Source organism: Nocardia yamanashiensis NBRC 100130 (genome assembly GCF_001613325.1).
Taxonomy (GTDB): Bacteria; Actinomycetota; Actinomycetes; order Mycobacteriales; family Mycobacteriaceae; genus Nocardia; species Nocardia yamanashiensis.
On record NZ_BDCD01000002.1, the window covers coordinates 245,037 to 259,754 of the forward strand.

Sequence of the window (14,718 nt, forward strand, 5' to 3'; positions counted from 1 at the left end):
GTGAACACGCCGAATCCATTGCGCGCCTTCCGCGGTCGCGTGCTGCCGCGCACCCGGACCGGGCGGCTCACCGCCGGGGTGGGAGTGGTGGCGCTGGTCATGGGACTCATCGTGGCCCTGACCGGCAAGCAGTACTACGACACCACGCAGGCGCCGTTGAGCATCTGCGCCGAATTCCGGGACGCCGTCGGGCTGTACGAGGGCAACAAGGTCACCATGCTGGGCATCCAGATCGGCAATGTGGAATCCATCGAACCCAGTGATCAGGGCGTCGTGGTGCACATGACGGTGGACCGCAAGGTGCGACTGCCGCAGCAGCTCGGCGCGGTCACCGTCGCCAATTCCATTGTCACCGACCGGCGGGTCGAGCTCGGGCCCGCGTACACCAGCGGCGGGACCTTCGACTACCGGAACTGTATTCCCAAGGACCGCACCAAGACTCCGGTCGGCTTCACCGAGGCCATGCGTGCCATCGCGACGCTGTCGGAGGATCTCACCGGCAAGGCGCACGACGCGCCGCTGCAGGAAGCCCCGCCGAATGTGCTCGGGGATTCGCTGGCGCGGATCGCGCAGCAGGTCGACGACAGTGCGGTCCCGTTGAACGGGGCGATTCGCAATGTGTCGGAGATCCTGGGTGATTCGGCGGCGGGCGCGAACTATCTGCTCGGGGCGATTCTCAAGGAATTCCGGAAGATCAGCCAGAACCTCGATCAGGGGGTGTCGGATTCGGAATTCCTGCTCGACGCCGCCACCGACGCGCTGAATATCGCCAATCGGATGGCGCCGGATCTGACCGCCATCATCCGGGATATCTCGATCTGGGTGCCGCCGCTGGCGAATCTATTGGGGTACAAGTGGATTCGCACCATCATGCTGGGCCTGGACGGGTTCATGCCGGTGCTGTTCCAGATCCTGGATCACACCCAGGGCATGGTGGATTTCGCCAAGAGCGTCCCGGACGCATTGCAGGGGGCGAAGAACCTGTTCGATCAGAACCTCGGGGCGGGCAAATTGCAGTACGTGCCGCCGAGCTTCCGTATCGACCCGGCGCTCGCGCGTGATGTGTGCTCCATGGTCAAACCCTGGTATCAGCCGTGTGATCGCGACTTCGCGGCCGGGGAAACCGTGGACCTGGGACTGGTGCAACTGCTGCTGTCGGCGGGTGGGAAATGAGCGCGACGAACCGGAAGCCTTGGCGCACAGTGACTCTCGGTGTGCTGACCGTCGCCACCGTCTCGAGTTGTGCGGTGCGGCCGCTGGATCTGCCGCTGCCGGGCACGCGGTACGGGAAGCCCACCTACGAGGTGCGGGTGGAGTTCGGCAATGTGCTGTCGCTGCCGCTCAAGACCAAGGTGGAGCTCAACGGCGCGCAGGTGGGCGTCGTGGAATCGGTGAGTGTGCGGCCGCGGCCGGACGCGAACGTGCCGTCGCTGGCCGCCGATCAGCAGCCCTACTATCAGCCGACCGCCATCCTGGCCATCGACGAGGATGTGCGGCTGCCCGTGGAGACCGAGGTCGAGATGGCGCAGACCACGTTGTTCGGCGACACCTTCGTCAAACTCACCATCCCGCAACAGACTTCGGGCCGCGAGCTCGGTCAGGGCGGTGTCATCCCGATCGTGCAGACCAAACAGGCCACCAGCGTCGAGCAGTACATGACGGCCGTGGTCGGGTGGGTCACCGGCGGCAATGTGCCGTTCGTGCAGAGCTTCGTCAGCAGCGTGAACCAGGCGTTCCCGGCCGATTCGGGGAACCTGCGGGAGTTCATGGCGAAACTGTCGGTGTCCATCGAACGGATCGGGCAGAGCACCGGGCAGCTCAGCGCCATCCTGAACAACGCCACCGCGGCGCTGGATGTGTTCCGGCAGGCGGAAGACGTGTGGCGCTTCGTCTTCGACCAGGCGCCGGTGCTGCTCGGGGTGGTGCAGAAGGTACTGCCGGAGATCATGTACTTCGTCGATTCCATTCGCGATCTCGCGGCCTGGGCGGGGGACTACCTGATCGATCCGGCCAATCCGAAATCGGCGTCGCGGGTGGCCAAGATCGACCGGTTCCTGGACGTGTGGACGCCATTGGCGCAGGCCATGATCGCCACCCCGAACCAGGTGCCGCGCACGCTGGAATCGGTGAATGCGCTACTGGCCAACAAGATCGTGCCGTTCCTGTCCGCGCGCGGGCGCATCGAACTCTCCGATGTGGTCCCGCAGACCCCGGCGAGTGCGCTCACCGGGGATCCGGAGGCGGACGCGCGCATAGTCGCGGCCAATGAGCAGGCGTTCCGCGATCGGGTGAGCCCGGTCCTGAAACTCGTGGGGTTGATGCGATGACCCGCAAGATCATGGTCTCGGCGCTGGCGATGGTGCTCATGGCCGTCAGCGCCACGCTGTACCTCACCTACGGGGTGTTCGGTTTCAAACCCGGGGCGCGGGTGTACGGGATCAGCGTGGTGCTGCCCAATTCCGGTGGGCTCATGCAGACTTCGCCGGTCACGCTGAACGGCTTGCAGGTCGGGCGGGTCACGGCGCTGGAAAAGGCCGAGAGCGGGGTGCTGGCGCGGCTGTCGGTGGAATCGGAGTACCGGATCCCGATGGACGCCGCCGTGACGGTGGCCAACCTGTCGGCGGTGGGGGAGCAGTATCTCAACTTCGCGCCGAAATCGACTGCGGGGCCGTATTTCTCGGACGGTGCGGTGGTGCCGGCCGCTCAGGTGGTGCAGCCGCTGACCATCGCGCGGGCGCTGGGCGGGCTGCAGGGGGTGATGGCGCAGCTCGATCCCGACAGCATCAACACCATTCTGCGCGGGGCCGACGTCGCCATCGCCGGGGTGGGGCCGAGCATCGAGAAACTGGTCAGCTCCGGCGGCATGTTCTCCACCACGCTGCGGCAGAACCGGGAGCTGATCCAGCGGCTGCTGAGCTTCGCGGCGGGCGCGGCCACCGAATCCTCCACCGAGAAGATGACTTTGCTGCGCAGTTCCGCGCAGCGGCTGGGCGCGACGCTGGCGCCGGAACTGCCCGGACTGCTCGACCAGTTCATCTCCATCACCGTCGATTCCGGTGGCACCCAGGTGATTCCGCTGATTCCGTTGCTGAAACGGCTGATGAACTACCTCCAGTTGTTCATGCAGAAGGGCGGGCCGGCGCTGGAGATCATCCGGCCGTATCTGCTCGACCCGCTCGAGCACGCCGAGGTCGATCTCGGCAAGACCATGGACGGGCTGCTCGCGGCGTTCCCCGAGGGCAAGGGATTCCGGCTGCTCGTCGACATACCGCACTGATCCGGCTTCGGAAGGGGTACAGATGAAGTCACGTTGGATAGAGATGGACGCCGGCGGAATCCGGATTCCGCTGCTCGGTCTGGCGGCGGCCGTGCTGGCCGTCGTCACGCTGGCGGGGGTCATGGGGTATCGCAACTGGGACCTGGCCGCGCGCAATGACGATCTCGGCGCATCGCTCGCCGATGCGCGGCGCAAGGAAGCCGATTGTGTGGCGGCCATTCAGGCGGGGACCGATTTCCTGCTGGCGGCCAATAACTTCGACTATCGCAAGCCGGAGGAATGGACCACGCGGATGGCCGCGCTGACCACCGGGCCCGTGCACGACTATTTCGCCACCGACAAAGTGGCGCAGGACAATTCGGCTCTCATCACGGCGGGGAAGCTGCGCAAGACCAGCACCGTGGCGGACGCGGCGTGCGCGCTGCAGACCGCCACGGGGGTGCGGGTGATCGCGCAACTCGACGAGAGCACCCAGAATTTCCAGGTCAGCGACCCGGTCAAGACCACGTCGGCGGTATGGGCGGAACTCGGGAAGGTCGACGGGGCTTGGAAAGTCATCGACTCGGGGCGTGGGGATCAGGCGCTCAAAGGTGATCTGACCGCCGCCCAGCCCGCGGGGCCGACCGCCACCACTCCGGCCGAACAGCCGCGATAAGGAGGGACCGATCATGGAGAAGACGGCGAAACAGCGGTCCTGGCGGGACCGGTCCATCGTGGTGACGGGGCGGCGGCGACTGGCCACGGGGATCGCGGCGGCGGTGCTGCTCGGTGGAACCGGTTCGGCGCTGGGATATTTCGCGTACGAGCACGGGAGGGCCGCGGACCAGGTCGTGGCCGCCCGGGCGCTCGCGGCCGACCGGGACTCGGCGGCCAAGGCCGGATCCGAATTCCTCACCACCATGTTCACCGTGAACAGCGGCAGCCTCGAACACTGGGACAGCGCGGTACTGGCCGGCACCACCGACTCCATGCACGCACAGCTGGCGCAATGGAAAACCGTGCTGCAGAAGCTGGTATCGGCCAACATGGAAATGAGCAGCACGGTCAAGGACGTAGGCGTGGTGTCGCAAGCCGGGGACGCGGTGACGCTGCTGGCGGTCATCGAATCGACCGGTCGCACCAGCCCCGACAGCGCCGCACCGAATATCACCACCAGTTCGGCGCTGATCGACCTGCGCCAGATCGACGGGAAATGGAAGGTGCAGGGCTACGGCCCCGCCGGCGGCATGCCGCCCGCCGCACCGGCCACCAGTCCCGCCCCCACCCCCGACCAGACCCCGCGCTGACCGCGAAAGAACTCGAGACATGAAGACCACAACAGACCAGCCCGAGACCGCGACTGAAGCAAAGAACGCGACTGAGGCTGAGACCGCGACTCAGAGTGAGGCCGCGTTGGACACCGAGGAGCCGAAGTTGTCGGCAGCGACTCGGTCCGCGACCGGGCCGCGGCGAATCGGCGTGCCGGTCGTGGCGGCCGTGGCCGCGGTGATCGCCGTCCTGGCGGCCGGAATGGGCATCGGCGCATGGCATTACGCCGCCGCGCGGCACGATCTCGAAGTGACGGCGCGCGGCTTCGACGCCCAGGCCGGTGATCGGGAGGCCGCGCTGAAGGCCGGCGCGAGCTTTCTCGCCACCGCCTATACGGTCGACGCCGCAGGTGACAAGAGTATGGCGAAATGGAATGCCGCCATGCTCGCCGCCACCACCGATACGCTGAAAGACCAAGTGCGGCAGACCAAAGCGCTGCTGAGCCTGCTCGCCGAGGCGAACGCCAGTATGACGGGCACGGTCTCCGACTCCGCGGTCATCAGCCAGAACGACACTCTGATCCGGATGCTGGCGGTGGTGAAGCTGACCGGCAGCGCCCCGGGGCAGACCGAACCGACCACCGGATCGGTCACCGAATACGTCGACCTGATGAAGGTGGACGGACAATGGAAGGTGTTCAGCTACAAGGACATCGGCACCAAGACCGGTACCGGTGAACCCGGGGCCGGACTGCCGGGACTGCCCGCCACCCAGCCCGCGAAGTAGTCCCGGCGCCGTCGGCGGGTTCGGTTGGGGGCCCGCCGGCGGAAGCCTGCGGAACGGTCGTCTTGCTGCGGGTACGAGCTGACCACCCGATCACGGGCGTAGGCTCGTCAGCAGGGATGCGGCCGTCGACGTGAAGGCAGGACCCGACTGTGGGCAAGACCATGACTCCCGCGCAGATACTGCGTGAACTCGAGCCGGTCGCGGAAGCCAATCTGAACCGGCACCTCTCCCTGGCCAAGGACTGGCACCCCCACGACTACGTGCCGTGGAGCCAGGGCCGCAATTTCGCCGCCATGGGCGGAACCGACTGGAGCCCGGAACAATCCGGGCTGTCGGAGGTGGCGCGCGCCGCCGTGGTCACCAACCTGCTCACCGAGGACAATCTGCCCTCCTACCACCGCCTCATCTCCACCGCGTTCTCCCGCGACGGCGCCTGGCGCACCTGGGTGGATCGCTGGACCGCCGAGGAGAACCGGCACGGCATCGCGTTGCGCGACTACCTGGTGGTCACCCGCAGCGTCGACCCGGTCGCGCTGGAACAGGCCCGTATGGCGTGCGTCTCGCAAGGCGTCGACAACCCCAATGGCACCGGCGACCACACCGTGCTGCCCGGCGTCGCCTACGTGACTTTCCAGGAACTGGCCACCCGCGTCTCGCACCGCAATACCGGCCGCGTCTGCCAGGACCCGGTAGCCGACCGGCTGCTGTCGCGCATCGCCGCCGACGAGAACCTGCACATGGTCTTCTACCGCAATATCTGCGGCGCGGCCCTGGACCTGGTCCCCGACGCGGCGCTGTCGGCCATCGCCGCGGTGATCCGCAACTTCCGCATGCCCGGCGCGGGCATGCCCGACTTCCGCCGCAACAGCGTCCTGATCGCCAAACACGGCATCTACGACCTGCGCCAGCACCTCGACGAAGTCGTCCTGCCTGTCCTGCGCAAATGGAACATCTTCGACCGCAACGACTTCGGCCCCGCCGGTGAGCAGACCCGCGACGCCCTGGCCGCCCACCTCGATTCCCTCGCCAAGGACGTCATCCGTTTCGAAGAACAACGCGACCGAGCATTGGCCCGAGACGCCGCCCGCGCCGCCCGCAACTCCGGCTGAGCCCGCGCGACCGGATTCCTCCACACCCCGGAAGTTGTCCACAACTTCACTTCCCGCCCTGCCGCCGAGCCCCGCGCCGACTAATCTCGCGGAGGAAAGGGGGCTCGCATGGGGGACATGCTGCACACCGACCTGGACGCCTTACGCATTATGGCGGCCCGCATCCGCAACGAAGCCGACACCATCACGGCCATAGACCCGGTGGCCCTGATAGCCGAAGCCGCCGGCGCCATGCCCAATTCCGCCATCGGCGCCGCCGCCTCCGGAGCCGGAGAACCCCTCCGCGCCCTCCTCACCCGCATGGCCACCCGCCTCCAAACCCTGGCCGCCACCACAGATTCCACCGCCCACACCTACGAGGCCACCGACCACGCCTACCGCACCCAACTCGACGACTACCTAACCGGCCCGGCCTGAACCGCGGTCCAACTCTCGGTGAGGTGGTGGCGGATGGGTGCGAGTGTCACTGCGTGACGGCGTTTTGGTCGGATTTGCTGGGAGGGGGCGTAATGCGGGCAGGGTTGTCGCAGGTGCGGGAGTGGTTTCCCGGACGAGCGGGGGACGCTAGCGAGGCGGTTGTGGTGGCGGCGAGGGAGTTTCGTGCCGCGATGGACGAGGTTGGGCGGGCCGTGGATCAGGCGATGGCGCAGTGGAGTGGGGCGGCTGCCACGGCGGCTTCGTTGCGGGCGTTGGAATCGCAGTTGGCGGCCAATCACATCGGGGCGGCGGTGGTGGATATCGCGGATGCGCTGGCCGATGCTGCGGGATTGAGTGAGGTGTGTGCGCTGGTGCGGGGGATCGAGGCCGAGGCCGTGGCGGGTGGGTGTGTGGTCGAGGAGGACGGGACCGTCGTGCCGCCACGGGTGGAGACCGGCAATGCGGCGGCCGATCTCACTCTGCAGTGGCATTTCGATGAAACGGCGGCGACCTTGCAGGCGCGGCTGGTGCCATTGCTCGAGACCGCGGGGGATACCGACCGCGAGGTGGGGGAGCGGTTGGCCGCTGGTGTGACGGCATTGGGGGAGCTCGCGGGTGCGCCGCGGGGCGGAACTTTGCGGAGCCGGGTGACAGGGATTCTCGACGGGACCGACATGCTGCCGGAGGATCCGAAGGCATTGTGCGCGTTCTGGGAAACGCTGTCCCCGGCCGAGCAGGACGCGTTGTTCGCATTCGATCCGGGGATCGGGAATCGGGACGGGATTCCCGTGGTGGCGCGGGACTATTACAACCGGGCGGATCTCGAGCGATTGCGCGCCGCCGCGACGGGAGATCTCGCGGCGCTCGACGCGCAGCATCCCGGCTGGGCCGGCCGCGAGGAGCTGCCCGACACCGTGCGCGAATGGAATCATTTGCAGCGCTGGGAATCTCAACGGGTGGAGCTGCGAACTCGGCTCGCCGACTATCAGGCGGTTGCGAGTGAGATAGGTGCGGATGCCGGAAGCCGGTATCTGCTCGCGGTCGATGATCGCGGGCGCGGAGCCATCGCGGTCAACAATCCCGACGCGGCACGCAATATCGCGACCTTCGTCCCCGGCACCGATTCCCCGCTGCGGAATATCGGGTGGGGAACGGCCCGCGCCGCGGCCCTGGTATCCGCCGCCGGACGGGCGGACGCGTCGGCGCGTACCGCCGCCGTTGCCTGGTACGGGTACCAGGCTCCGCCGGATTTGGCTGCGGCAACCCAGGATCGGTACGCGGACGACGGCGCACCCCTGCTCGACCGCTTCCAGGACGGGCTGCGCGCAACCCACGACGGTGCACCCTCGCACAACACCGTGGTCGGCCACTCCTACGGAACCACGGTGATCGGGGTGGCCGCCGGATCCGGATCGCTCGCGGCGGACGCCGTCGTCCTCGCGGGCAGCCCCGGCGTCGAGGCCGAGCGGGTTACCGAACTGCATCTCGACGGGATCGCGAGCGAGCACGTGCACGAGCGCGTGTTCGCCACCGCCGATCCCGGCGATCCGATTCCGGTATTGGGTCCGTTCGTGCACGGACCGGACCCGGCCGACCCGGACTTCGGGGCCCGGGTTTTCGAATCCGCGGCCCCGACCCTGGATCTGCCGTTGCTGCGCGGCGTCCCACTCGATCCCTGGGTGCACGGAAGATATTGGGAATCGGGCAATCCGGGCTTGTATACGCAGGGCCGAATTATTGCCGGAACCTATGACCGCTGAATACAGGGCCGCGAGCTGCGGCCGCCCGTAGTCCACCTATGGGTAACGGGTTCTTTGCGGGACGCTCTGTAGCACCTAAATGGTCCACTGATCAACGTGGTTTGAAACGGTTGGCTTCATGCTACTGTTCGGTGAACAGAGGTTGGGAAGTCGGAGATAAATGCGCACAGAGAACATCAATAGGAAGTTCAAACTGCATGACGAGCGCAGGTTAGCCGCCCAACTTCCGGAGCAATTGCAGGGTCTCGACGTTGTCGGTTTCGTGCGGGTCGATGAGTTTCCGGAAGAGTTGCTGAAGTCCTTCGACGAATTCGCGTCGGGCTCGGTGGCGCCGCACGCCCGCATCTATCGCAACGCACAGCCCAATAGCATCGACGCGTGGGTGCTGGACCTGTTGCGCCAGGCCGATATCAGCGATCGCTTCTACCTGCGCACCGGCCTGGAGTACTTCCCGTGGGCGGACTGCCGGGTGCTCGATCACCGCTGGCTGGAGTCCCTGCGCCGCGTGATCGGTCCGAACCAGGGCTTCATCTCGCAGCGCAAGTCCTCGGCCGCGCTGACCATCGGCGCTCAGTACGAGGTCCTGGGCTTCATCGCCCCGGCCTCGCTCGCCCCGTCGCTCCCCGCCCCGGCCCCGGCCGAGCAGTCCGCCGCCGGCGCGGAATCGTTCGATCCGGACGGCCCGACCCGCCGCATCGTGCACGCGCCGCCGGTCGCCTCGGAGCCCGCCGCCGCCCAGCCGGTCGATCGGGCCGACGACGAGGCGCCGACCCGTCTGCTGCAGCGCATCGTGGAGCCGATCGCCGAACCGGCGCGCCCCGCCGAATCGAGCGAGCGCTAGCCGCCGGTCAGTATCCGATGGTGAAGCGGCGCTGGACGAATCGCGGCAGTTCCGCCTCGTCGACCAGCGCCACCGCCGCGTCCGCATAGGACACGCGGCTCAGTCCGTCGGCGTCCCGGACCGGCTGATCGGTGCCGATCCGGAACCGTCCGGTGCGCTCGCCCGGGCCGATCTGCTCGGCCGGGCTGAGATAGGTCCACAGCCGATTCGACGTGCGCAGCGTGTCGAGCGCCGCGCGATGCCCCTTGACCGCCACCGCGTATTCGCGCGGCAGGCCGAGTCGTTCGAGTCCGTCCCCGAGCTCGTCGAGATCCAGATCGGCGGGCGTGCGCCCGGGCGCGGATTCGAGACTGCCCGCGCCGCCGACCACGATCAGCCGGGTGCGCGGCCGGGTCTCCAAGGCCCGCAGCAGCGACCGTGCCACCGTGGCGTACGCGGTCGGATCGGCGATCGACTGCGCCACCGTCGCCGCGAAATCCTGTGCCGCATTACCGGGTTGGTAGCAGCTGATCAGCACGTCCAGGCCCGGCAGCTCGGCCGCCACGGCGGCGCTGTCGAACACGTCCAGCGCCCGCCATTCGACCTCGGGCCGGGCGTCCGGGGCGCCGGCCGGGTTCCGGGTGAAGGCGCGCACCCGATGGCCGCGCCCCACCGCCTCCGCCACTACTTCGCGGCCGATATTGCCGGTGGCGCCGATGATTCCGATGAACACGAGACTCTCCTGAGATCCGAACGGATGCGGTGTGAGAAAACTATACGGTGTGAAGTTTTGTGACAATGTTGAGTAATCTCACACTGTTGTAGAGTTGCGTCGTGAGCAGTGCGGTGCCGACCAGGCGGGAGCGACGGCGTTCGGAGACGACGGCCGAGATCAAGGCGGTCGCGCTGCGGCTGATGGCCGACGGCGGGCCCGGCGCGATCACCCTGCGCGCCATCGCCCGTGAGATGGGGATGACCGCCAATGCGGTCTACAGCTATTTCGCCACCCGCGACGACCTGGTGACGGCGCTCATCGCCGATGTGTACGGTCAGCTGGCCGATGCGGTGGAAGCCGCCCGCGACGCCCGCCCCGCCGATGATGCCGCCGGGCGAATCCTGGCCTGGGCGTGCGCCTTTCGCGAGTGGTCCCTGGCGAACGAACAGGGTTTCCGGCTCATCTACGGCGATCCGGTCCCCGGTTATCAGCCGCCGCCCGGCGGTCCCGCGCCCGAGGCCGAGCATCGCGCCTGCACCGGGCTGACCGGATTGGTGGCCGGAGCCTGGCCCGGGGCCGAGCGGACCTATGCCGAAGGCGATTTCGACTGGGCGGACTTCGGCCCGGAACTGGTCGCCACCATCCGGGCGGAATTCCCCGGCCTGCCACCGGCGGCGGTCGCGATCGCCCTGCGCCTGTGGGGTCGCATGCACGGCCTGGTCGCGCTGGAAGTGCTGGGCCGGCTGGGAATCCAGACCGCGAACGCCGGCAAGCTGTATCGCGCCGAGATCACCCACCTGATCCGTTCCCTGGGCTTGACCCCACCGGATTGATCGGGGTTCGCCGCGAACCGGACACTCACGGCATACGTTGTTCTCGTATCGCCCACGTGACGGATCGAAGGTGCCGATATGTCCACGTTGAACGGATTGCCCGCGCATGTACTGCTGGTGCACGGCATCGTCGTGCTGGTGCCCTTGACGGCGGTGCTGCTGATGGTGAGCGCGGTCTGGCCCGCGGCGCGGCGGCGCTTGATCTGGCTCGCGGCCGTGCTCGCGGTGGTGGTGACCGTGCTGACGCCGTTGACGACGGAGGCGGGGGAGTGGCTCGAGCATCGGCTGGGGGAGAGCCCGGCCATCGAGAAGCACGCCGATCTCGGCGATCAGATGCTGTACTACGTTGTGCCGCTGCTGATCACGGCCCTGCTGCTACTGGCCGTGCAGGTGCTGGAGGGGCGCGGCAAGCCGGTGGGGCGCGCGGCGCTGGCGGTGGTCGCGGTGCTGGTGGTGGCGGCGGGAGCCGCGGCTACCGTGCAGACCTACCGGGTCGGCGATTCCGGATCGCAGGCGGTCTGGGGCGGCGTCGGGAGTTGAGTCCGGCCGCCACGGGTGGCCGAACTGTGGTGCTGGCCGGGTGAATCCATGACTGTCGTGACCCGACGCCCGGTCTGCGGGCGGCCGCCGGGTCACGACAGTCCGGCACGGTCAGATCTTGCGGATGACCGTGACGACCTTGCCGAGGATCTGGGCGTCATTGCCCGGAATCGGCTCGAAGAGCGGATTGTGCGGCATCAGCCACACCTGGGAACCGGTGTGCTTGAACGTCTTCACGGTGGCCTCGCCGTCCAGCATGGCCGCCACGATGTCACCGTTCTCGGCCACGTTCTGCTGCCGGACCACGACCCAGTCGCCGTCGCAGATGGCCGCGTCGATCATGGACTGACCGACGACCTTCAGCAGGAACAGCGAACCCTCGCCGACCAGTTCGCGCGGCAGCGGGAAGACGTCCTCCACCGCCTGCTCGGCCAGAATCGGCCCACCGGCGGCGATCCGGCCCAGGACCGGGACGTAGGTGGGGATGGGGTGCTCGCCGGAGTCGGCTTCCGCGCCCACCGCGCGCAGCTTGGCGACGCCGGAGGTGGCGCGCACCGCGGTCTCGTCCAGCCCGCGCACGTCCACGGCGCGCGGCCGGTTCGGGTCGCGGCGTAGGTAGCCCTTGCGCTCGAGCGCGCGGAGCTGGTGCGCCACAGAGGAAGTCGAGGTGAGCCCGACGGCGTCCCCGATCTCCCGGATGCTGGGCGGATACCCGCGGTCGCTCACCGAAGTGCGGATGACCTCCAGGACCTTGCGCTGGCGGACCGTGAGATCCGTCCCGGTGCCGGAGATTTCGGTGCCCTCGCCGGGCAGGCCGAGCGGCCCGTTCTCACCGTCCACACCACCGTGTTCGCTCACCGCCGCTGTCCTCCCGTTCACTGCTGTGTCTCACCGGAATTCGTTCCCGGGGCGGTTGCTGATCAGTGTCGATCACGCCGCCGGTGAACTCGTGCCTCGACTGTAGTCCGAGGCGGCGCTGTGATCAAACATCTGTTCGACGCATGTCGGCGTGGCGGATGACATTGTCGGTGGGCCGTGGTAGAAATTCGAACATCAGTTCTTCGAACACATGATCGAGTCAATCGTCCAGCATCATCCGGTCAGTCCACTTGGAGGTTTGTTCGATGCGTACGGTGGTCAGCGAATTCGATGCCCCGCGCGGCCGGGAACTCGGCTCTGCCGCAAGCGATCTCGGCTACGACAGCCTTCCCGCCGAGCTGCGCGGCACCCGTGCCCCCGCCGCCGTCGCGGGCGCGGCCTGGCGTCCCGCGGTCTACCGCCGCCCCTGCCCGGCCCGTGTGCAGTCCGGCGCGCGCACTCGCGCGAATGTTCGAAGCGGCCATGTCGTCGCGCGCCGCGTGGCGGGACGCGCTGCCGGCCCGCACCCCCTGCACCGCGTGCACCGCGCCCAGATGGGTTTCGCCGCGCTCGCCCTCAGCGCCCTGCTCACCGCCCTCGCCGTCACCGGCCTCATCGCCCTCGCCCAGCTCCGCGCCGGTGATTTCGGCACCGAAACCACCCCGCCCGCAGTCGAACTCGTGCACGCGCCCGCCCCGGCGCCCGCCCCCGCGCGCTGAGGCGGCGCGCCGCCGGTCCCGCCGGTGCGATGCGGCCGAGCATGGCCTCGCCGCCCCACCGCCTCGCCGGTGACGCTGGCGCGATGTGGCCGAGTCCGGCCCCGCCGCCACGCGCCGCAATCGTGCCTCGTGTGGTCGGCCAAGGTCGTTAGCCGGAATGTAGCGATCGCATTCATGTCTCGCGCCCGGCTGAAACTGCGGCCGGAAATGTTGATTGATAACTGAAACGCGTTGCTAGCGTGCCCGAGGTGTGACAGTGGGTACATTCGCGCCGGTCCGGAATGGGTCGGCGCGCTTCGCAACAGGGGGCGCGATGGCGCAGGGCAGGAACCGGCGCGGCATCGCGAGCCGGATCATCGGTACGGCCGCGGTGGTGACCGGCCTGATATTCGGCACGGTCTCGATACCGGTCCACGCCGAATCCGCCTACACCGCCTATCTTGATCTCCCCGCGGTGAACGGCGACGGCGCCGGCGGCGGCGGGCTCAATCCCGCGCTGCCGCTCGATCCGGCCGAATTGCGCACCGCCCTGGACCAGGCGCGCGCCGCGGGCATCGCCCCGCGCCGGTACGCGACGCTGCTGCACCAGTATTGGCTGGTGACGGCCACCCGCAATGCCGAGATCGACCTGTCGGCCTGGGACCCGAACCGCGGCGTCGCCGCCAACAGCGCCACCTTCACCCAGGTGTACGTGAACTATCTGCGCCTGAACAACCAGCATCCCGACTTCTACTGGGTCGGCCTGGCCGGGCTGGCGGGCGGCTCCTTCGCCTCGGGCTTCTTCGATATGGGCGACGTCTCGGCTGTCGTCAGCGTGCCGGGCGTGCACCAATTGGGCGGCGCCGTCGCCGACCTGCTCCGCGGCACCCCGGCCGAGCTGCTGAACATCCTCCCCGAGGACATCCGCCTGCTCGGCACCGAAGGCGAACGCCTCACCGCCGAAGACCTGATCTGGTACCAGACCCGCCTGCTGATCATGCAGAAGCACATCTTCATCGACCAGGTCCCCATGCACGAGGCCTATGTGAGCGATGGCCTGGCCGGCGTCGAGGAGATGTACCAGGCCGGCGTGCTGGACGAGAACGCCGTCACCGCCTGGCGCGAGATCGCCGCGGGCACCCCGGCCGGCCGCGCCGACGCCGCCGTCCGCATGACCGATCGCGAACAGAACCAGATCATCGCCGACCAGTGGGACGTCACCTCGGCGGGCCGCGGCGTCATGGGCCGGGTGATGACCTACGTCAGCACGGTGGCCGGCAAGGCGGCGGTGCCGGGCGTACGCGCCCCCGGCGTTTTCGCCCCCACCACCCTCACCGCGGGCGCCATGTCGCTGCGCACCCCGCTGCCCGATTTCAACTGGGCCGATCGCGACACCCGCTGGAACTACATCACCAATGACCTGCTGCCCCGCTACCTGGAACTGTGCGCGAACGAGGCTGTGGCCAGACCCGTTCTGGCCGAAGCGTTCTCGGTGAAATTGGCGAACGGCCGCCTGCTGTCGCGGCTGCCGGATCTGCTCGCCGACCTGACCGCGGAGTGGCGCCTCACGGTTTGAGTCGTCACCCATTGACGACCCGAATCCGGCCTGGTATCCGGGCGGGCGCAACCGAACTGCGACCGCCCCGGTATCCTTGTG

16 protein-coding genes are annotated in these 14,718 nt (G+C 68.2%); 14 read left to right on the forward strand and 2 right to left on the reverse strand.

Features of this window, described 5'->3' with window-relative positions; all coding sequences use genetic code 11:
- From NY1_RS01220 to NY1_RS01265, 10 genes are all read left to right on the forward strand, one after another.
- A complete protein-coding gene (locus tag NY1_RS01220) occupies window positions 1–1,173 on the forward strand; it encodes an MlaD family protein (protein ID WP_157575179.1) in 1,173 nt (390 codons plus the stop codon).
- Window positions 1,170–2,327, forward strand: coding sequence for an MlaD family protein (locus tag NY1_RS01225; RefSeq protein WP_084534511.1), 1,158 nt, complete (start codon window positions 1,170–1,172; stop codon window positions 2,325–2,327). The genes NY1_RS01220 and NY1_RS01225 overlap by 4 nt, the downstream gene beginning before the upstream one ends.
- Entirely contained in the window at window positions 2,324–3,277 is a 954-nt protein-coding gene (locus tag NY1_RS01230; protein WP_067706860.1) for an MlaD family protein, read from the forward strand. Before NY1_RS01225 ends, NY1_RS01230 begins: the two co-directional genes overlap by 4 nt.
- Before the next feature lie 22 nt (window positions 3,278–3,299).
- Window positions 3,300–3,932, forward strand: a complete 633-nt coding sequence (locus NY1_RS01235) for a hypothetical protein (RefSeq protein ID WP_157575180.1) — start codon at window positions 3,300–3,302, stop codon at window positions 3,930–3,932.
- Window positions 3,933–3,945: 13 nt separating this feature from the next.
- Entirely contained in the window at window positions 3,946–4,563 is a 618-nt protein-coding gene (locus NY1_RS01240; protein ID WP_067706865.1) for a hypothetical protein, read from the forward strand.
- Between the two features lie 127 nt (window positions 4,564–4,690).
- Window positions 4,691–5,311 (forward strand): hypothetical protein, encoded by a 621-nt coding sequence (locus NY1_RS01245; RefSeq protein WP_157575181.1) that lies wholly within the window; start codon window positions 4,691–4,693, stop codon window positions 5,309–5,311.
- Between the two features lie 149 nt (window positions 5,312–5,460).
- On the forward strand, window positions 5,461–6,420 hold the full coding sequence (locus NY1_RS01250; RefSeq protein WP_067706870.1) for an acyl-ACP desaturase: 960 nt from the start codon (window positions 5,461–5,463) through the stop codon (window positions 6,418–6,420).
- A 108-nt stretch (window positions 6,421–6,528) separates the two neighbouring features.
- Window positions 6,529–6,837, forward strand: a complete 309-nt coding sequence (locus NY1_RS01255; RefSeq protein WP_067706873.1) for a DUF7162 family protein — start codon at window positions 6,529–6,531, stop codon at window positions 6,835–6,837.
- Between the two features lie 191 nt (window positions 6,838–7,028).
- Window positions 7,029–8,597, forward strand: a complete 1,569-nt coding sequence (locus tag NY1_RS01260) for an alpha/beta hydrolase (protein ID WP_067706876.1) — start codon at window positions 7,029–7,031, stop codon at window positions 8,595–8,597.
- Window positions 8,598–8,757: 160 nt separating this feature from the next.
- Window positions 8,758–9,438: a hypothetical protein gene (locus tag NY1_RS01265; protein ID WP_157575183.1), complete on the forward strand. Its 681-nt coding sequence runs from the start codon at window positions 8,758–8,760 to the stop codon at window positions 9,436–9,438.
- 7 nt (window positions 9,439–9,445) lie between these two features.
- Here the strand turns inward: NY1_RS01265 and NY1_RS01270 are convergent, their stop codons facing one another.
- Window positions 9,446–10,150, reverse strand: a complete 705-nt coding sequence (locus NY1_RS01270; RefSeq protein WP_067706883.1) for an NAD(P)-dependent oxidoreductase — start codon at window positions 10,148–10,150, stop codon at window positions 9,446–9,448.
- A 101-nt stretch (window positions 10,151–10,251) separates the two neighbouring features.
- On the opposite strand from NY1_RS01270, the gene NY1_RS01275 reads away from it, so the two are divergent.
- Window positions 10,252–10,965, forward strand: coding sequence for a TetR/AcrR family transcriptional regulator (locus NY1_RS01275; RefSeq protein ID WP_067706885.1), 714 nt, complete (start codon window positions 10,252–10,254; stop codon window positions 10,963–10,965).
- Window positions 10,966–11,043: 78 nt separating this feature from the next.
- The gene (locus tag NY1_RS01280) at window positions 11,044–11,505 is read left to right on the forward strand and encodes a DUF2231 domain-containing protein (RefSeq protein ID WP_067706888.1); all 462 of its coding nucleotides are present in this window, start codon (window positions 11,044–11,046) and stop codon (window positions 11,503–11,505) included.
- A 111-nt stretch (window positions 11,506–11,616) separates the two neighbouring features.
- Here the strand turns inward: NY1_RS01280 and lexA are convergent, their stop codons facing one another.
- Window positions 11,617–12,318, reverse strand: a complete 702-nt coding sequence (lexA, locus tag NY1_RS01285; RefSeq protein ID WP_067707776.1) for a transcriptional repressor LexA — start codon at window positions 12,316–12,318, stop codon at window positions 11,617–11,619.
- A 311-nt stretch (window positions 12,319–12,629) separates the two neighbouring features.
- Here lexA and NY1_RS01290 point away from each other — a divergent pair, with 311 nt between their 5' ends.
- Together NY1_RS01290 and NY1_RS01295 are read left to right on the forward strand one after the other, a co-directional pair.
- Window positions 12,630–13,082, forward strand: coding sequence for a hypothetical protein (locus NY1_RS01290; RefSeq protein WP_067706891.1), 453 nt, complete (start codon window positions 12,630–12,632; stop codon window positions 13,080–13,082).
- A gap of 313 nt (window positions 13,083–13,395) precedes the next feature.
- Complete coding sequence (locus tag NY1_RS01295) at window positions 13,396–14,637, forward strand: hypothetical protein (protein WP_067706894.1); 1,242 nt, start codon at window positions 13,396–13,398, stop codon at window positions 14,635–14,637.
- Window positions 14,638–14,718: the final 81 nt, after the last annotated feature.

Bases quoted from the DNA above. Each gene is read 5' to 3' on its own strand.
- NY1_RS01280 (WP_067706888.1), top strand. From the start codon at position 11,044: ATGTCCACGTTGAACGGATTGCCCGCGCATGTACTGCTGGTGCACGGC.
- NY1_RS01260 (WP_067706876.1), top strand. From the start codon at position 7,029: ATGGACGAGGTTGGGCGGGCCGTGGATCAGGCGATGGCGCAGTGGAGT.
- NY1_RS01235 (WP_157575180.1), top strand. From the start codon at position 3,300: ATGAAGTCACGTTGGATAGAGATGGACGCCGGCGGAATCCGGATTCCG.
- NY1_RS01225 (WP_084534511.1), top strand. From the start codon at position 1,170: ATGAGCGCGACGAACCGGAAGCCTTGGCGCACAGTGACTCTCGGTGTG.
- NY1_RS01295 (WP_067706894.1), top strand. From the start codon at position 13,396: ATGGCGCAGGGCAGGAACCGGCGCGGCATCGCGAGCCGGATCATCGGT.
- NY1_RS01230 (WP_067706860.1), top strand. From the start codon at position 2,324: ATGACCCGCAAGATCATGGTCTCGGCGCTGGCGATGGTGCTCATGGCC.
- NY1_RS01240 (WP_067706865.1), top strand. From the start codon at position 3,946: ATGGAGAAGACGGCGAAACAGCGGTCCTGGCGGGACCGGTCCATCGTG.
- NY1_RS01265 (WP_157575183.1), top strand. From the start codon at position 8,758: ATGCGCACAGAGAACATCAATAGGAAGTTCAAACTGCATGACGAGCGC.
- NY1_RS01290 (WP_067706891.1), top strand. From the start codon at position 12,630: ATGCGTACGGTGGTCAGCGAATTCGATGCCCCGCGCGGCCGGGAACTC.
- NY1_RS01255 (WP_067706873.1), top strand. From the start codon at position 6,529: ATGGGGGACATGCTGCACACCGACCTGGACGCCTTACGCATTATGGCG.